Source organism: Shewanella sp. 10N.286.52.E4 (assembly GCF_041468785.1).
GTDB classification, from domain to species: Bacteria; Pseudomonadota; Gammaproteobacteria; order Enterobacterales; family Shewanellaceae; genus Shewanella; species Shewanella electrodiphila.
Genome location: NZ_JBFRJJ010000022.1, coordinates 253,534 through 272,206, shown reverse-complemented (window position 1 = coordinate 272,206; position 18,673 = coordinate 253,534). Strand labels below are relative to the sequence as shown.

Genomic DNA, 18,673 nt, shown 5'->3' with positions numbered 1-18,673 from the left:
TTTTTATTTTAAAAATTCAGCATAAATTTCTAATTCAATCTTATCGCCAACAATCGGTATATAACTACTCATGCCAAAATCAGAGCGTTTTATTTGGCCTACAGCACTAAAACCGACAGTGTACTTGCCTGTCATCCAGTTATCTGCGCCGCCATGAAAAGTCGCCGTGAAGGTCACGGGTTTCGTCACGCCGCGTAAGGTTAAATCACCACTGAAATTAAAGCTGGTGTCATTAATGGGGGTAACGGTATGACTTACAAATGCAGCTTGAGGGAATTGGGCACTGTGAAACCAAGTATCTTCTTGCAAGGTGTCGCTTAAGTCAGGGTTATTGATGTCAATCGAGCTTATATCAACTACGGCGCTGAGCGTCGCAGCTGCCATATCGTTAGGATCAAAATTAAGTTTAGCGTCAAACTGATTAAAGCGGCCAACATAAGTTGATAAGCCCAAATGCTGAATTTTAAAAATTAGCGCGGCATGGTTTTCATCCAGTTGATATTCACCTGGTTGCAGCTCAAGCAGATCTGACTCAACATTGGGCGCTACCCAGCTGACACAGCTACTTAATAATAACAGCGCTATACCCGCAAATAATGCTTTGAGATATTGACTCATAGGCCTTCCTGGTTTGCCGTTCACGTGTTGGACTTTGTCATAACAAGTTTGCGCCACAGGGCTTCTAACGGGCCTTGGTTAAAAAATCGTAGATAGACTGGCGCTAACACTAACTGTAACAGGGTTATGATGATTGCGATAAGGAAATAGTCTACTCGATTCAAGCTCATGTATAAGTCACTTGCATAATGGCTTATAGCGTAACGAAAAATGCTGACACCAATCAGAGATTGAAAAATATAGCAGCTAAATGCAAGTTTACCGACAGCTTGAAATGGCGCTAAAACCCGTTGACTGTTTTGGCAAATTTTGACTATAAGATGCACATAAACTAACGCCATTGCTATTGCGCTCACCATCATCATGCTTGTCGATAATTCAACTAAAACGGGGTTGGATGAAAAGCTTAGAATTGAGTCAATGGTTGAAAATAATATCGCCACAATAATACATTGAAGCAGTGCTTTTCTATCCAAGCCATGTTCGAATACGCCTTGCTTATACAGGACCATGCCCCACATCATTAACCCGCCTGCATACCACATGATAGTGAGCGGGATGAGCATTAGCATAAAGCCCACTTGCATTAATTGTAGCAAAACGACATTAATATAAGCTGCAGACCAAACTAAAAGCTGCTGCTGATGCAGTTCTGAGCCTCTAAAATAATGTTCTTCTTCAATGGCAAGAGAGAATAAAGCCACAAGTACTAGTGCAGCAAAAATAAATTGATTGGCACGCTTTTTAATGGTTTCAATATCTGCGTTAACGTAATTAAGTGCTAGAAAAGCACTAATGCCATAAGTCAGTAGAATATCACCACCCCAAATGAAAATGCCGTGAATCAGACCGAAAACAATGAGCCATTTAAGGCGTTTTTTAATGAACGGATAAGCGGGTAAGTTATTGGCTTCGAAGCGTTGATACTGAATCAGTAATCCTGCGCCAAATAAAATAGACAACAGGCTTAAAAAGCGCCCTTCTAGAAAGAAGTTACTGAACACTTCTAAAATTCTATCTGATGCTATTTGTGGTAAATGCGCTGCGTAACCATAAAAACTGTCATTCATAAAAAAGATATTCATGAATAAAATGCCCAATATGGCTATGCCTCTAAGTGCATCCATATTGCTATTACGGTTGCCGTGGCTTTCGTTAATGGTATTTGGGCGTTTGTTTGAGCTGGCGTTGGCACTTGATGAGTTCGAACGACTTATTACAGTATTTGCTGCGGTACTTGCTGAATTGGGTGAGGTACCAATATGAGCTGCAGAATCCTTTTTGCTATTCATATCTTTATTTTTGTTGTGTTTTCTAATGATAAAAGTGCTGAAAGCGTAACAGCCTGTGATCGAAAAAGATACAGGGTTAAGCTTTCAACCTTATGATATCAATTACTTTTGCGGCTTTTCAGAAATCCATAATTTAATCGTGCCTTTAACCACAACATTTCCATCAGTATCGTAGGCGTTAACGGGGACGAGTAAATCTCCGACTTGCCATTGTTCTGGGGTGACTTCAGCAACGCACACAATGTCACTACCCGCTTTGGCGGTATAATCGACAGACATGCCTTTTGGGATCCAACGAAGGTGTTTAGGCACTGATGCTTCTGCCATCACTCCCATTGCCATTTCTAAACCGTTACAAATGGCGATGACATGAACGGTTTTAATATGATTATGAACCGCATTACGTTTTTTAATTAATACTGAGCATCGGTTAACAGTAAGATCGGTAACCAGTGGTTTTACCGTGGCAAAATATGGCGCCATTCTTGATACCATAATAGAGAAAATTTTATGTCCAAAAGGGTACTTAGTTACCTTGTTATATAAAGCTAATACATGGTTGGGTTTTGAGCTGCTCATATCAATCCTTGTCTTATTAGAATTATTTTTACATCTGGTCTGATGAGTTGGTTTGCAGTGAGTTTAACATCCTTGTAACCACTTGCACATAACCTATGTAAATTGAAAAAGATTAATTAGTCTCTTGCGCCGTTGCAGGTATAATTCGGTTTGGTATTTTCACTTTGTTATTGGCTAAATGGCAAAGTGCTAAATCTCAGTCTTTATCTCAGTCTTAATTTGGGGCTTTATCACGACCTTTATCGCAAATAGGGTTAGATAAATTTAGATTTCAGGTGTTTTACTAAGGATTAGCTTTGCAGCAACTATTAAATTATTTCAAAGGAATGGCGATGGGCGCCGCAGATGTGGTTCCTGGTGTCTCGGGTGGCACGATTGCATTTATTACTGGGATTTTAGAGCCATTATTAGACGGGATTAAAAAGATTAACCCTTCATTATTAGGCGTGATAAAACAGCAAGGCATTAAAGCTGCATTCATGCACATTAATGGCCCTTTTTTAGTGGCTGTTTTTGGCGGTATTCTCACCAGTATATTCAGCCTCGCTAAGCTGATTTCATGGTTATTGACCAACCATCCTGTACCAGTTTGGTCATTTTTCTTTGGTTTAATTCTGTTTTCAGTGGTGCACATGCTAAGGCAAGTGAGCAGCATCAACCTGTTGCGCTGCGTGTTGTTTGTATTCGGTGTAGCCTTTGCTTGGTTTATTACTGTATTAAATCCCATTGAATTAGATGCCGGATATTTGAACTTTTTCTTTGCCGGATGTATTGCGATTTGCGCGATGATTTTACCGGGTATTTCAGGTAGCTTCATTTTGTTGTTATTAGGGCTATATCCTGCAGTATTGGCCGCAGCAAAGGGGTTTGATGTTCTATTATTGGCATGTTTTGCAATGGGATGCGTCGTTGGGCTATTAAGCTTTAGTCATGTGTTATCTGCCATGTTACGTAAATTCCATGATGAGACATTACTATTTCTAACAGGGTTAATGCTCGGCACCTTAGGAAAAATTTGGCCCTGGAAAGAAGTATTAACCTGGCGCGAAAATTCAAAAGGCGAACAAGTACCGCTTACCGAGCAAAACTTATCACCGATGCAGTTTGAGCAACTAACAGGTGAGTCATCACAGCTTGCCGCAGCCGTTATTTGTCTGCTGGTGGGTATTGGACTCGTCTGGGGCTTAGAGATATTTGGACAACGCCACGCAGAAAAGGCCGATAGCTAATCTATTCATAGGCTTTCTAGCGTCGTTTATACTCTTACTCATGTGATGCTTGTTTTTTAAACATCACATGAGTTATAGGTTGGAACAGTAAACCTCCGATTTCATCTCTATCAAGATAAAAATTTACTTTTTATTATAATTTAATGGGTTAAAGGCTAATATCAATACAGGCAAGTGATCTAAACGCCATTACACAACGTAATGGTCTTTAAGCCACAAGGAGTCGTATCGTGAATAGAGAAACCTTTAATCCTGAAAAAATACAAATTGGTATCAGCAGCTGCTTATTAGGTCAAAAAGTGCGGTTTGATGGCGGCCATAAAAACTCAAATTACTGCAATATCGACCTCGCTCCATTTTTCGACTACATCAGTGTTTGCCCAGAGATGGCAATAGGTATGGGCGCGCCTCGCAAAACTATCCGTCAAGAGCTCGACGGCGATAAAATTTATTTAAAAAGTGCTGATGGCAGTATTGATGTAACAGATAAACTTGAAGAGTACAGTCAAAAACGTGTTGGTGAACTCGACTTTATTGGTGGTTACATTCTTTGCGCTAAATCGCCAACCTGTGGCATGGAAAGAGTCATTGAGTATAAGTACGGCACCAATAACGGTACCAAAAGCGGCGTGGGTGTATTTGCAAAAAAATTGATGGATACCTACCCAGAGTTACCTGTGGAAGAAGAGGGGCGCTTGCATGATCCAGTGATTAAAGAAAACTTTATCACTCGAGTATATGCGTATCATGAGTGGCATACCTTGCAAGCTGAAGGCTGGACCAAGCATAAACTAATGCAGTTTCACGCCCGTTATAAATACCTTCTAATGGCTCATAGCCCTCAATGGTATCGTGATTTAGGGCCGATTTTAGCGAACATTGATGATCTTGATGCTGCTGCGCAAAGCTATTTTGTAGGTTTTATGACGGCGTTAAAGATTAAAGCAACTCGTAAAAACCACACCAGTACCTTGCAGCATATTCAGGGCTATTTTAAGAAGCATCTTTCTAAAGAGCAAAAACAAGAATTAACTGAATCAATCATGAAATACCGTGAAGGACTGTTACCTTTACTAGTACCTATTACATTGATTAATCACTATCTGCGTGAGTATCCAACACCATACATTGAAGGTCAGGTTTATTTAAACCCTCACCCTGAAGCATTAAGACTACGATACGCTTATTAAACTTAAACATTAAAATACAGGCCAATAATTTTTGGCCTGTATTTGTTCAGTTAATTCTTCACTTCATTCTTGTTTTAATCTGAGTTAAGGCCCTGACATGAAATCACTTATTTGGTTTAGACAAGATTTACGTCTTGCCGACAACCTTGCTGTTTGTGAAGCATTTGCTTTGGCGAAAACAGAATTGGCCAATTTTGATAAGTCGACTTGTCCGCAGGTTGAAGCCTTATATATTGTTAGCCCTAAACAATGGCAAAGCCATGATGTTGCCCCGATTCAAATCGATTTTATTGAGCGTCATCTAAATATCCTTGCACAAGGTCTGGCGGCGTTAGGGGTAAAACTCACGGTAGTGACCTTGCCTTGGTTTGATGATGTGATGGATTGGCTGCCCAACTTTTTAACTGATAATCAGATAGATCAAGTATTTGCGACTCAAGAGCCTGAGTTTAATGAACGAAAGCGCGATCAACAATTACTCGATATTGGTCTGCCAATCACTTTTGTTACTCAAGACTGCATTATCAATGCGGGCGAGGTGAAAAACCTTTCGGGACAGATGTATAAGGTCTTTACGCCATTTTCCAAAAAATGGCGTCAAATCGCGTCGAGTAAAATGATTGCTCCTTTACCTGTCCCTGCGCCAATAGGACCTGCATTAGCTGAGCCAGATCCGATAGTGTTTGAGACTGACCATGTTGCTAAAAAAGTCTCAAGCAATTTATGGCGAGCAGGAGAGGGAGAAGCCAAACGAATATTGGATTATTTTTGTCAGCAGCACATTCAGGATTATCAACTCGAAAGAGATTTTCCGGCATTAGATAACACCAGTAAATTATCACCCTATTTAGCAATTGGTGTTATCAGTGCAAAGCAATGCTTAGCGACAGCTTTGAGCTATTACCCTGAAGCGCTAGTGGATGATACAAGCCCTGCTAAAACATGGATAAATGAACTGGCTTGGCGGGAATTTTATCGTCATCTTTTAGTCGCTTTCCCGAGGCTTTCAAAAGGCAAAAGCTTTAATGAAAAAGGCGATGATGTTCAATGGGTAAATGATGATGCGCAGTTCACAGCATGGTGTGAGGGGCGTACAGGTTTCCCAATCATTGATGCAGCGATGAGACAGCTTAATCAAACGGGTTGGATGCATAATCGTTTAAGAATGGTCGTGGCCAGTTTCCTCACTAAACATTTGCTTATTGATTGGCGCTGGGGTGAGCGATATTTTAGGCAAAAACTCATTGATGGTGATCTAGCTGCAAATAATGGTGGCTGGCAATGGTCCGCTGGAACGGGATGTGATGCTCAGCCTTATTTTCGTGTGTTTAATCCAATGAACCAAAGCAGTAAATTTGACCCCGATGCCAGTTTTATAAAACAGTATGTCCCTGAATTAGCGCTGCAGTCACTTAAACTGATCCATCAGCCTTTGTTTATTGAACAGTCTGAGATTCGTTTTAATGAGGACGATTTGTTTGGAAATGTTGCGCCACAAGATAAGGTTACCAATCAGGCTTACCCATCACCAATTGTTGAGCATAGCGCAGCGCGAAAACGGGCTATAGAGGTGTTAAGTGCGCTAAAGCGCTAATACTGAATATCCCATGTAAGCAATTTGTTATTTGAATAAGCCACTTAATCGTGGCTTTTTTATTGAGCAATTTAGCTCACTTTCTTTGCGACAGATCACAGATTCTACTAGGTTTGTAAGGTGATACATTTTTATCATTGCTGTAAAAGAAATAACGACATACAATAAACATATATTTCAAATGCATCTTTAGTGCATTATTAAAAAGGTTTGATTATTATGCTAAATATTGACGATCCGGCAGAAACTGAAAAAACCGCTGCAATATGGCGATTAGCATTCAGACCTTTTTTCTTGGGCGGCGCTGCATTGGCAATGTTATATATTCCCCTATGGCTAATGGGTTGGTACACACCGCAGTACAGTTTATTTAATAGCAACTTTTGGTCGAATGTCTTGCCACTTTGGTGGCATCCACATGAGTTGTTATTTGGTTTTGCCATGGCGATTGTGTGTGGTTTTTTACTGACAGCGGTACAAACATGGACTAACCAATCTAGCCTTAAAGGTCCCACTTTAGCGATTACTTTTAGCAGTTGGTTATTGGCAAGGTTATTATTATTACTGCCATTTGATATCCCATTATTCTTACCTGCCATATTCGATAGTCTGTTTTTAGGTATTGCAGCTTTCACTATGTGGCGCTGCGTTTATCGAGTGAAGCAGTGGCAAAATATTGGTTTCTCGATCATGCTTACTGTTGCTTTGATAGTGAATCTTGTGAGTTATTACGCATTACAAGAGCGTAATTTCATTTTAGCTAATCAAATCTGGCAAGGAATGTTATTTTGGCTAGCACTACTGATCACTATTGTCGGTGGAAGAGTGATTCCATTCTTTACTGCAATGAGAGTAAAGCAACCCAAAGCAGAGCCCATTTTTGCATTGGAAAAAAGCTTACTAGTGTTAATGATTGCCCTTGTTGTTCAGGCCATTTTTAAGGTTTTACCGATGGCCGTTGAACAAGTGCTATTGCTCAGTGCTGGTGTATTACACTTGATTAGAATCAGTCGCTGGCTCCCCCACAAAACATTGAAAGAGCCAATGCTGTGGTCATTGCATTTATCTTACTTATCTTTACCTATTGCCTTGTTGGGTTTAGGTTGGTTTATTAACAATGAATTTGCTTATCGCAGCTTATTACATTTGTTTGCCATCGGCTGTTTAGCATCATTGTGTTTATCAATGATTTCAAGAGTGTCACTGGGTCATACAAGCAGAAATATATATCAAGGTCCTAACATGATATTAGCTTTTGTATGTTTACCTATTGCTGCGTTATTGCGTGCAGTGATGCCCCTGATATTTCCTGCGCAAACCCAAACTTGGTTGTGGTTAGCGGGTGGATTTTGGTTTCTCGCTTTTGGATTGTTTGTTTGGCATTACAGTCCAATTTTATCTCGCCCACGTATTGATGGGCGTCCAGGCTAAGTAACTGCTTCATGTTATTACGCCATTTATTGATTATTTTTAAAGGAAGAATTGTGAATATGCAATTAGCATTGTTTGCTAAAAAACATCTAGCGGGTAAAGCGTTAAGCAAGAGTTTGTGTCAAGTCTTAGTGTCGCTTGTAGGGATGACAACGTGTGCTGCAGCGATCGCTAAAGCTGATGTCAATGAAGCTAAATTCCCTGATCAGTTTAAGACTTGGGCTGAAACTGAAGAGCAAATTGAACGCGAAGATATGCTCGCTAGTTATCCTGCCAATATTATTTTATGGGCAGGCTCTTCTTTTGCTAAAGAGTACCATAGTCCTCGTGGTCACCAATTTGCAGTAGCCGATGTCACGCAAACATTGCGTACTGGTGTACCGCCAAAAGAAGGTGAAATGGGCACATCAGCTAGCTGCTGGACTTGTAAAACCCCTGATGCACCTCGTTTGATTAAAGAAATGGGGTTTGAAGGTTATTCTGCTTCAAACTTTACTGATTTAGGCACTGAGATAAACAGTGTTGTTTACTGTACTGATTGTCATGTGGATGGTAGTGCAGAATTGGCTTTACCACGTCCGCATGCGCAAAACGCCATGCAGAAGACAGGTATTCCGTTTGAGAAGCAAGATGTCTCAATGCAAGGGGCGCAAGTATGTGGTCAGTGTCATGTGACGTATTACTTCCAACCTGAAAAAAGCAATGTGGTTAACATGCCGTGGATTTTCGGCAGTGATACCGACAATATTTTGAAATACTACGATACACGTCGTTTTTACGAGTGGATCCACCCGATTTCTAAAACCCCAATACTGAAAGCACGTCATCCAGAATTTGAGCATTGGAGTCGCAGTAAGCATGCTGAAGCCAATGTCACCTGTATTACTTGTCATATGCCGGTAGAAGAAAATGCCAAAGGCGAAGAGTTTACTAACCATAAAGTAGATAAAGCCCTACCGCATTTTGATAAAACCTGTATTGGTTGTCATGAAAGCAAAGAAGCTATTACGGCAAAATTAGATGCTGATAAGCATGAAATTGAAACCATGGCCCGTGAAGTAGAAGGGTTATTAGTGAAAGCACATTATGAAGCCAAAGCGGCTTGGGATGCTGGTGCTAACTGGGAACAAATGAACAGTGCAATTATGGCTATTCGTCATGGTCAATGGCATTGGGATTTCGCTATGGCATCACACGGTTTATATGCTCATAACCCTGATGAAGGTCGTATGTTACTGAGCCGTGCAACATCGCAAGCTAAAATGGCAAGAGCAGTATTAGCACAAGTGCTTGAAAGCTTGAAAGTCACTAAGGTGGAATACCCTGATATTAGCTCTAAAGAATCAGCCCACGCTGCAGTGGGAATTAATGAAGCTAAGTTGAGTGAAGCGAAACAGAAGTTCATTAAAGAAGAAGTTGAGAAAAACTGGAACCCAATTGCGGTGAGAGGTTACGAGTAACTATACTTATAAATACACAATAACTTACTCGCTCATATCATTTTGACAGTGTAGCTAGTAGCGAAGTTCATAATCGCTAGCGAAGTATGCAGTGAAGTAAGCCATTCAGCGAGTGGTTAAGTAAGAGCTAAAGTAAAAACTAAAGTAAAAGCTAAAGTAAATAAAAAGGCGCTTAGAGAATTCTAAGCGCCTTTTTTGATCTGCTTAAACAAAACCGACGTATGAACAATTAACAAAATTATTTTTTTTATTGTTTAAATTCTGTAAGACAAATCTTTCGACTAAGATTAATATCAATAGATAACTACTCGTTTTTGTTGTTAAAAATAGCCTGAAGGATAATTGGCGCATCATGCTTAGCAACAGCATGATTAGCAGCACATGATGTTTAATGAGATGGTTCAAGGAGAGTTAAATGCACAGTAGCACTAATAACGTTAGTGAATTACTTCAGCCGACGATGGCGACTTCAGCAGCCGGACTTGCTAGCGCTAAGCAGGTGAGTAAGGTGACTGAGACAACTGAACCTGAACAGCCGCAGATTATTGATGACTTTGTTAACATGTACCAAAGACTCAATAAAGACACATTGCACCTCTTAAAGCAGGTATACAGTGACGATATTGTATTTCAAGATCCATTGCATACCGTTAAGGGAATGAGTGCGCTCACAGATTATTTTGCCAATCTATATGCCAATGTCGATTCAATTAATTTCGATATTCAACAGATCTGCGCCACGAGCGAACAAGCTTCAGTGTTTTGGAAGATGACCTACAGCCACAGCAAACTTAATCGCGCTAATCCAATCCAAGTTGATGGCATGAGTCACCTTGTCTTTTCAGACAAAATCACATCTCATCGAGACTATTTCGACCTTGGTCAAATGTTGTATGAGCAAATTCCTGTATTGGGCAAAGTGATAAGCATGGTTAAAGCTAAGGCATCATCATGAGCGTCTCAATGAAGCAAGCAAATAGTCAACACGCAGTGCTGATAACTGGTGCAAGCTCAGGCATTGGTTTAGCGCTTGCGATGCAGTATGTAGCTGAAGGCTACCAAGTGTTTGCTTGTGGTCGTAACGCCCAAAGGCTAAATACCATCAAAGGCGCCACGCCGCTGGTATTTGATATCAATGATAAACACCAAATTGAAAAAGCGGCAGAACAGCTTACGCATCATTTACAGCAAGGTAGCCTGACCCTCAAGATGGTCATTTTAAATGCGGGGAGTTGTGAATACATTAATAACCCTGTTCAGTTTGATGGCGCTTTATTCGAGCGTGTCATTCAAACCAATGTTATTTCAATGGGCTATTGTTTAGAGCATTTTTTACCTTTAATCGCAGTCAATGGCCGAGTCGGCTTGATGAGTTCAAGTGCGACCTATTTACCTTTTCCTAAAGCTGAGGCTTACGGCGCATCAAAAGCGGCTGTGAACTACCTTGCAAGTAGCTTACGTTTGGATTTAAAAGCACATGGTATTGGCGTAAGTGTAATTTGTCCTGGCTTTGTAAAAACGCCACTGACGGATAAAAACGACTTTGCGATGCCAATGCAAATATCGGCCGATAAAGCCGCCACTGCAATTATGCATGGCATGCAAACGGGTAAGGGCGAAATTCATTTTCCTAAGCGTTTTACCTATTTACTTAAGTTAATGAGTTGTCTGCCATCAGCAGTGATTAACAATATGCTGACGCCAAAAGCAGACAAAGCATAAAAGATGACAACTTGAGAAGACCTCATAATGGTGATTATTGGTAACCATTATTAGGCGAGTTAATAAAATAAAAAGAATAAGCCTGAAGGATTAATATGAAAAAAATTGCCGTAGTTGGATCGGGTATTTCAGGGTTAACCTGTGCACATTTACTAAGTGAGTTGCATGAGGTTACCGTTTTTGAAGCGAATGATTATATTGGTGGTCACACAGCTACAATTGATGTGGAAGTGGCTGGAAAGCCTTACGCTATCGATAGTGGTTTTATTGTGTTCAATGACAGAACCTATCCACGATTTCAAAAATTGATGGCGCGATTACAGGTTAAGTCTCTGCCAACGGAGATGAGCTTTAGCGTGCAAAACACTCAAACAGGGCTTGAATACAATGGCCACACTTTGTGGAGTATGTTTGCCCAGCGACGTAATTTATTAAAGCCTGATTTTTATCGTTTCCTTGCTGAAATCGTTAAATTTAATAATCAATGTAAAGCCATATATGAAGCAGAAGACTATCAAATAAACAGCTTAGGTGAGTTTTTAGACACTCATGGCTTTTCAGACTTTTTCAGTGAGCATTATATCCTGCCGATGGGGGCCGCGATTTGGTCAGCCAGCATCAATGACATGCGTGCTTTTTCATTACGCTTCTTTATTCGCTTTTTCCAACACCACGGTTTACTTAATATCAGCGACCGTCCGCAATGGTATGTGCTTGAAGGTGGTTCTCGCAGTTATATCCCAGCAATGATAGCCCCCTTTAAAGAACGATTATTTTTGAACTCACCAGTTACATCTATTGAGCGTAAAGAAGATGGCGTGAATATCAAAATCAATGATGAAGTGCATTATTTTGATGAAGTCATATTGGCCTGTCATAGCGACCAAGCTTTAGCGATGTTAACCGATGCCACTGAAGATGAGAAAGAAGTTCTCGGAGCAATGGCTTATCAAAATAATGAGGTGGTATTGCATACGGATATTAATTTATTGCCGAAAAGAAAAGCTGCTTGGGCAAGTTGGAATTACCGTTTAGAAGGTAAAGACGCTGAAGATATTGCTAATAAGCCTGCTAGCGTGACTTACAATATGAATATCCTGCAACGCTTACCTAAAGATGCACCGACATTTTGTGTCACTTTAAATCAGACTGATTTAATTGATAGCAGTAAAATTTTGCGTAAATTTAACTATGCTCACCCTGTGTTTAACGAAGCCAGTATGAATGCCCAAAAAGAGCGAACAAAAATTTGCGGTGTGCGCCATACGCATTTTGCCGGAGCTTACTGGTATAACGGTTTTCATGAAGATGGTGTACGCAGTGGTTTAGATGTTTGTAATAATTTCGGCATCAGCCTATGAGTTCAAGCATAGCTGAAGACCGGTTTAATAGTGGCGTGTATCAAGGTGAAGTAAGTCACAGGCGTTTTACTCCTAGAAACCATAGTTTTGCCTATGAAATGGCATTATTAGCCATCGATTTAGATGAGGTTGATAATTTAGCCAAAGTGAGTCGACTGTTTGGTACAACGAAGTGGTCTTTGCTTAAGTTTAATCCCAATGACTACTTAAACTCCCTTGCATCGCAATTTAGTGATACAGAGATACCTGACAGTGTCTCTTTAAAGCAAAGCAGTAATACCACACCAGATAAAGCACTAAAGCAACGAGTGTTGTGGACCATCGAACAATTGGGGGCAACTAAATCGTGTGAGTCAGTGATTTTTGCCGGTCAAGTGCGTCATTTTGGCTTTTACTTCAGTCCAGTTAATTTCTATTTTTGCTATCAAGATAAGCAGCCGATTTATATGTTGGCTGAAGTCAGTAACACACCGTGGGATCAACGCCATTGTTACCTGGTGAATCTTGAGCAAACAGAAACCACAGATAAAGTTTTTCATGTGTCGCCATTTATGGATTTGGACATGCATTATCAATGGCAGGTCGTTGCACCAAGCAAGCGACTTAATGTGACCATTCAAAATCGAGATGATGCCAATAATAAGTTATTTGATGCCAGCCTTCAGCTGAGAAGGAAGTCATTTAATGCCAGTAATATTCGCAACATGTTGATAGGGTTTCCTGTAATGACACTGAAAATCATGTGGGGCATTTATTGGCAAGCGATGAAGCTATTTGTAAAAAGAATCCCATTTATTGCTCATCCCCACACTGATTAAACTTAAATTAAACCAAAAGACAGTTTGTTACGTACTGAAAGACATCATTATAAAAATTGAAATGCTAAATGTAAGAATCGGAGAGATATATGGACAATACAGCGATTAATGCGAACGTAGAGCAAGCAAGTATTTCAGACAGCTTTGCAAAGAAAATTTTATTACGTGCGTTAAAACACCTCTCTGGTGGCTATTTGACCATTGTTAATTCAGGCAAGGACGATACGGCTGAGCAAAGTTTAACATTCGGTGATTTTGAGTCTGACTTACACGCGACCATTCAAGTGACTCACCCAAGTTTTTATAAGCAAATTATTTGGGGTGGATCTATCGGTGCGGGTGAAGCTTATATCCAAGGTCATTGGTCTAGTCCTGACTTAACCAAAGTCGTGCAGCTATTCGCGCGCAACTTAGCATTACTCGATAATATTGAACGCTACTTTTCATGGTTTAGTGTCGGGATGAACCGATTAACTCACGTCTTTAATCGTAATTCTACCGCAGGTTCTAAACGAAATATTCTCGCTCATTATGATCTAGGTAACTCAATGTACGAGCAATTTCTTGATAAAGAAATGCTTTATTCAAGTGCATTATATCCTCACAAAGACGCGAGTTTAGAAGAAGCTCAACTGCATAAACTGCACACAATTTGCGAACGTTTAGATTTAAAAGCTGGGCAAACGTTGCTTGAAGTCGGCACCGGTTGGGGCGCATTGGCAATCTATGCCGCAAAGCACTTTGATGTAAACGTTACTACGACCACGATTTCAGATGCGCAGTATGATTATGCTGTCGACAGAGTGAACAAAGAAGGTCTGCAAGATAAAGTCACTTTACTCAAAAGTGATTATCGATTGCTTGAAGGTGAATATGACCGCGTAGTGTCTATCGAAATGATTGAGGCTGTAGGGCATGAGTATTTACCTGGATTCTTTAAGAAATTAGAAACCTTACTAAAGCCATCAGGAAGAATGTTAATTCAGGCGATTACCATTGCCGATCAGCGTTATGACAGTTATCGCAAAGGCGTTGATTTTATTCAGCGCTATATTTTCCCTGGGGGCTGTTTACCATCTGTTAGCGAAATGAATAAACACGTAGCGAAGCAAACTGACATGGTGGTGTGGTCTGTTGATGATATGGGCAAAGATTATGCGCAAACCCTGTATCACTGGCATGAACGTTTTGATAAGGCGCAAGACACCATAAAGCAACTTGGTTACGGTGATGACTTTATCCGTATGTGGAAGTTTTATTTAAGCTATTGCGAAGGTGGCTTTTTAGAACGTACAACGAGTACGGTACATTTGGTTGCAGTGCGACCACAATACCGCACCACTTTAGCTGGCGGCGTATAAATAATGCCACATTCTGCCCATACAAATATTATCAATGCACTGGCATTTCAAGTGATTTGGTGGGCAGGTGTACTCGCAGCTAACCAACTTATTATTATCCCAATTATTTTGATTATTTGGCACTTTGTCGCCAGTCAGCAAAAGAGTTTTGATTTTAAAGTATTAATGGTATGTGCCTCGGTGGGGATCTTGTTGGATACCGTGCTTGTTGGTATAGGATTGTTTGAGTTTCAGGTATTTCCATTGTGGTTGGGTTTACTATGGGGTTATTTTGCTCTGTCACTTAATTACAGTTTAGCCTTGTTTAATCATTTTCCTATTTCGATACAAGCCCTTCTAGGGGGCATTTTTGGCAGCTTAAGTTACATCGGTGGAGCCAATTTAAATGCCGTAGAGCTACCCTATGGCACAGTGACTTCTGGTTTAGCACTTATGTTGATTTGGTCATTGATTTTCCCTTTATTTCTGTGGCTGTCAAAGGTGATTGGCTTAAAACATGCTCGTACCGATTTTGAAAAATTGGTATGAAATGTTTCATCTTTTTCTTTAATCGTTCAATGAAAAATATTACCCGAAAGGAGTTAACACAATGAAAGTCTACACCTTATTACTTTGTATTGTATTGACGCCATTATCAGTGTCATCAGCTCAGCTTGAGAGTGATTTGATTGAGAAAGAACAAGTCAATGTTAACTTATTGCAGGCGTATGATAATAAGCATACTGAGCTGCAGATGGTCGGTGAAGCAGACATGGACTTACTCTGGTTCTCAATCTATAGCGCGAGGTTAATGTCGGTAGATGGTGACTATCAGCATAGTCAGCTACCGCTAAAGCTTGAGATTCAATACCATCGTGATATTGAAGCTGAAGATCTTATCGAAGCAACAGTGGATCAGTGGCAACACATTGGCATTGCCAATCAAGATATTCCAAGATTACAGCAGCAAATAGAGCAAGCGTGGCCAGACGTTAAAGAGGGCGATAAGTTAAGCTTTATGATGCATAGCGATGACTTAGGCCAATTTTATTATAATGACAAACCCTTACCGATAATCGAAGAACCTGGATTTTCAAAAGCGTTTTTAGGTATTTGGCTATCAGAGCAAACCAGCAGACCTGAATTACGTGAGCAATTGATTGGAGCAAACAAATAATGGGTCTTCTAAGCAAAATAAAATCATACTTTTTAGTGGTAATCGCAGGATTGGTGTTGATGTCTTGCTCTTCAGCATCGATTGAGGATTATGATAAAACGACCCCCGTATTAAACCTTAAAACATTCTTCGATGGCCAGTTGACCGCATCAGGCATTGTTCAAGATTATTCTGGCACAGTGACGCGAAAATTTACCGTCACCATGGAAGCCAGTTGGCAAGGTGATGAAGGGGTGATTAATGAATGGTTTATTTACGATGATGGCGAAAAACAAACCCGCATTTGGAAAATAACCGATTTAGGTAATGGTAAGTATCAAGGCACTGCTAACGATATCTTGGGCATAGCTGAAGGTGAAGCGAGGGGCAGTGCGCTTCGCTGGGCTTATGATATGAACTTAGTGGTTGATGATTCAGAATATGAAGTTCATTTTGATGATTGGATGTTTTTAGTGGATGAAAATACCATTATTAATAAAAGCGACATTATTAAATTCGGTATCACAGTGGCTGAAGTCACTTTAGTCATTCAAAAGGTTAACTAATTAGCAGTGTGTACGAGTTTCATTTCCTGTGACTATTATGATTTAACTATTATGAGTTAACTACAATAATCTAACTACTATAAATTAACTCTGATTGTTTAACGTTCATCGTGTGCAACTTCACAATGCAAAAATGGCGCTGATATTGAGATATCAGCGCCATTTTATTGCGCTTAATTAACCTTTGAGCTTTGAATTATCAGGTTGCTTCTTATCGTAGTATTCAAATGGAAACACATTCCTAATTCGTTGTGAAATCTTGTCATCGATATTGGCCGAAATGTGCAGTCTGACACCATTAAGTTTTTCGGCTCTGACAGTACAAGTGAGCTTTTCATGTTTAGCGATAGATTTACATTCACGTGAGAAACGCTCAGGAATTTTTCCTGAATGCTTATTGAGTTTTCCGTCTTTAAAGTGCATTTCGAAAACTTTTAAACCTCGAGCTCCAGAAAAGATAAGCTTGTAGGCAATGACGAAAAATACCAGCACAAACAATACTTTTAATCCCGTTTCGAGCATGGTTAATTCCTTATGTATGACAACTTCTTTACTATTTAAGATACTCTGCTACCCGAGGATTGCAATTTTTTTTGCAGCTTTATAACCAAGCTCACATTTGTGATTAACCAATAAAAAAGTCAATTATTTTAAATGATTAACTTATAGTAAGTTATTCTCGTTATCTGAGGGCAAATTCGCTAACATCAATATCAATGTGTGCGTCTTTATGCCAAAGCACCACCTAATTTACGCCAATCTCTTTGCCATTTTTTGCTAATTGTTATGAGGCCATCATGCTGCAACTTCGCGATTCAAATCTATTTCGTCAACAAGCCTACATTAACGGTCAATGGTGTGATGCAGTATCTGGCGAGTCTACTGTGATTACTAACCCAGCAACCAATGAATCAATTGGGACTGTACCTGAAATGGCAGCTAAAGAAACGCAGTTAGCGATTACATCAGCCCAAGTTGCTTTGTCTCAATGGCAAGCTAAAACAGCGAAAGAAAGACAGCAGGTGTTATTAGTTTGGTATCAATTGATTATTGAAAACACTAATGACTTAGCCTTAATCATGACATTAGAGCAGGGAAAACCCTTAACAGAGTCTGCAGCAGAGGTTGGCTACGCAGCGTCATTTATTCAGTGGTTTGCTGAAGAGGCTAAACGAGTTTACGGAGAAACGATTCCCGGCCATCAAGGTGATAAACGCATTGTTGTGACGAAACAGCCTATTGGGGTAACGGCCGCTATAACACCATGGAATTTTCCATTAGCGATGATCACCCGTAAAGCTGCGCCAGCACTTGCGGCTGGTTGCTCCATGATTGTAAAACCTGCCCCTGACACCCCTTATAGCGCGTTAGCACTGGCAGAGTTAGCTGATAGAGCTGGCATTCCCGCAGGTATTCTTAATGTGGTCACTGGTGATGCGAAAGCAATTGGTAAAGTGCTATGCAGCAGTAAAACCGTGAGAAAACTTTCGTTTACTGGATCTACAGCCGTTGGGGTTAAATTAATGGCTCAATGTGCACCAACCATTAAAAAGTTGTCTTTAGAGCTCGGTGGCAATGCGCCGTTTATTGTCTTTAATGATGCAGATATTGATGCAGCAGTCGAAGGAGCACTGCAAGCAAAGTTTAGAAATGCAGGCCAAACTTGTGTATGTGCAAATAGAATTTATGTGCAATCAGGCGTGATAGACCTCTTTACTGAAAAATTTGTCGCAGCTGTAGCGCAATTAAAAGTTGGTAACGGTATCGATAAATCTTCAGATATTGGTCCGTTAATTAACAGTAATGCCATAAGTAAAGTTGAATCGCATATTCAAGATGCCCTAGCACTCGGTGGAGAACTTTTATTGGGAGGGAGTAATCATCCCTTAGGCGGTTATTATTTTGAACCTACCGTAATTAAAGGCGCAACAAAGGCAATGAAAGTCGCCACTGAAGAAACCTTTGGCCCGTTAGCGCCTATATTTGAATTCGAATCAGTCGAGCAAGTGATCAACATGGCTAATGACACTGACTTTGGTCTCGCTGCATATTTCTATGCTCGTGATATCAGTTTAGTGTATCAAGTCTCTGAAGCCTTAGAGTTTGGTATGGTTGGGGTCAATACGGGTTTGATTTCAACTGAAGTTGCGCCTTTTGGAGGGGTTAAGTCATCAGGACTTGGCCGAGAGGGTTCAAGGCATGGACTAGATGAGTATCTAGAAATGAAATACGTGTGTTTAGCGGTTTAAATTGATAAATGATGAAAAGCTATTTATGCCAAGGTTAATGTGTTGCATAATTGAGCATTAATCCAATA

Annotated in this window: 18 protein-coding genes; 14 read left to right on the top strand and 4 right to left on the bottom strand. The window is 40.2% G+C overall.

What is annotated here, in order from left to right; genetic code table 11:
* Window positions 1-3: 3 nt before the first annotated feature.
* The 3 genes from AB4153_RS12940 to AB4153_RS12930 form a co-directional block, all read right to left on the bottom strand.
* Window positions 4-618 (bottom strand): YceI family protein, encoded by a 615-nt coding sequence (locus AB4153_RS12940; RefSeq protein WP_371997702.1) that lies wholly within the window; start codon window positions 616-618, stop codon window positions 4-6.
* Between the two features lie 20 nt (window positions 619-638).
* The gene (locus AB4153_RS12935) at window positions 639-1,910 is read right to left on the bottom strand and encodes a DUF418 domain-containing protein (protein WP_371997700.1); all 1,272 of its coding nucleotides are present in this window, start codon (window positions 1,908-1,910) and stop codon (window positions 639-641) included.
* A 102-nt stretch (window positions 1,911-2,012) separates the two neighbouring features.
* A complete protein-coding gene (locus AB4153_RS12930) occupies window positions 2,013-2,489 on the bottom strand; it encodes a hotdog fold domain-containing protein (RefSeq protein ID WP_102529761.1) in 477 nt (158 codons plus the stop codon).
* Between the two features lie 296 nt (window positions 2,490-2,785).
* Between AB4153_RS12930 and AB4153_RS12925 the strand changes: the two genes are divergently transcribed.
* From AB4153_RS12925 to AB4153_RS12865, 13 genes are all read left to right on the top strand, one after another.
* Window positions 2,786-3,718 carry a DUF368 domain-containing protein gene (locus AB4153_RS12925; RefSeq protein ID WP_102529760.1) on the top strand — a complete coding sequence of 311 codons (933 nt, stop codon included), beginning with the start codon at window positions 2,786-2,788 and terminating at the stop codon, window positions 3,716-3,718.
* Between the two features lie 227 nt (window positions 3,719-3,945).
* Window positions 3,946-4,908 (top strand): YbgA family protein, encoded by a 963-nt coding sequence (locus AB4153_RS12920; RefSeq protein WP_371997784.1) that lies wholly within the window; start codon window positions 3,946-3,948, stop codon window positions 4,906-4,908.
* Window positions 4,909-5,005: 97 nt separating this feature from the next.
* On the top strand, window positions 5,006-6,502 hold the full coding sequence (locus AB4153_RS12915; protein ID WP_371997699.1) for a deoxyribodipyrimidine photo-lyase: 1,497 nt from the start codon (window positions 5,006-5,008) through the stop codon (window positions 6,500-6,502).
* A gap of 219 nt (window positions 6,503-6,721) precedes the next feature.
* Window positions 6,722-7,933: an NnrS family protein gene (locus AB4153_RS12910; RefSeq protein ID WP_371997698.1), complete on the top strand. Its 1,212-nt coding sequence runs from the start codon at window positions 6,722-6,724 to the stop codon at window positions 7,931-7,933.
* A gap of 146 nt (window positions 7,934-8,079) precedes the next feature.
* Window positions 8,080-9,393 (top strand): ammonia-forming cytochrome c nitrite reductase subunit c552, encoded by a 1,314-nt coding sequence (locus AB4153_RS12905; RefSeq protein ID WP_371997782.1) that lies wholly within the window; start codon window positions 8,080-8,082, stop codon window positions 9,391-9,393.
* A 415-nt stretch (window positions 9,394-9,808) separates the two neighbouring features.
* Window positions 9,809-10,348 carry a nuclear transport factor 2 family protein gene (locus AB4153_RS12900; RefSeq protein WP_371997697.1) on the top strand — a complete coding sequence of 180 codons (540 nt, stop codon included), beginning with the start codon at window positions 9,809-9,811 and terminating at the stop codon, window positions 10,346-10,348.
* Complete coding sequence (locus AB4153_RS12895; protein WP_371997696.1) at window positions 10,345-11,115, top strand: SDR family NAD(P)-dependent oxidoreductase; 771 nt, start codon at window positions 10,345-10,347, stop codon at window positions 11,113-11,115. The genes AB4153_RS12900 and AB4153_RS12895 overlap by 4 nt, the downstream gene beginning before the upstream one ends.
* A gap of 95 nt (window positions 11,116-11,210) precedes the next feature.
* Complete coding sequence (locus AB4153_RS12890; RefSeq protein WP_248954490.1) at window positions 11,211-12,476, top strand: NAD(P)/FAD-dependent oxidoreductase; 1,266 nt, start codon at window positions 11,211-11,213, stop codon at window positions 12,474-12,476.
* Window positions 12,473-13,294 carry a DUF1365 domain-containing protein gene (locus AB4153_RS12885; RefSeq protein WP_371997695.1) on the top strand — a complete coding sequence of 274 codons (822 nt, stop codon included), beginning with the start codon at window positions 12,473-12,475 and terminating at the stop codon, window positions 13,292-13,294. Before AB4153_RS12890 ends, AB4153_RS12885 begins: the two co-directional genes overlap by 4 nt.
* An 89-nt stretch (window positions 13,295-13,383) precedes the next feature.
* A complete protein-coding gene (locus AB4153_RS12880; RefSeq protein WP_102529754.1) occupies window positions 13,384-14,655 on the top strand; it encodes a cyclopropane-fatty-acyl-phospholipid synthase family protein in 1,272 nt (423 codons plus the stop codon).
* A 3-nt stretch (window positions 14,656-14,658) separates the two neighbouring features.
* Entirely contained in the window at window positions 14,659-15,183 is a 525-nt protein-coding gene (locus AB4153_RS12875; protein ID WP_371997693.1) for a DUF2878 domain-containing protein, read from the top strand.
* A gap of 61 nt (window positions 15,184-15,244) precedes the next feature.
* Entirely contained in the window at window positions 15,245-15,811 is a 567-nt protein-coding gene (locus AB4153_RS12870) for a chalcone isomerase family protein (protein ID WP_371997691.1), read from the top strand.
* Entirely contained in the window at window positions 15,811-16,356 is a 546-nt protein-coding gene (locus AB4153_RS12865; protein ID WP_229367830.1) for a DUF3833 domain-containing protein, read from the top strand. The genes AB4153_RS12870 and AB4153_RS12865 overlap by 1 nt, the downstream gene beginning before the upstream one ends.
* 177 nt (window positions 16,357-16,533) lie before the next feature.
* Here AB4153_RS12865 and AB4153_RS12860 read toward each other — a convergent pair whose 3' ends face one another.
* Window positions 16,534-16,878, bottom strand: a complete 345-nt coding sequence (locus tag AB4153_RS12860) for a DUF3634 family protein (RefSeq protein ID WP_102529750.1) — start codon at window positions 16,876-16,878, stop codon at window positions 16,534-16,536.
* Between the two features lie 278 nt (window positions 16,879-17,156).
* Here AB4153_RS12860 and AB4153_RS12855 point away from each other — a divergent pair, with 278 nt between their 5' ends.
* Window positions 17,157-18,605 carry an NAD-dependent succinate-semialdehyde dehydrogenase gene (locus tag AB4153_RS12855; RefSeq protein ID WP_371997781.1) on the top strand — a complete coding sequence of 483 codons (1,449 nt, stop codon included), beginning with the start codon at window positions 17,157-17,159 and terminating at the stop codon, window positions 18,603-18,605.
* Window positions 18,606-18,673: the final 68 nt, after the last annotated feature.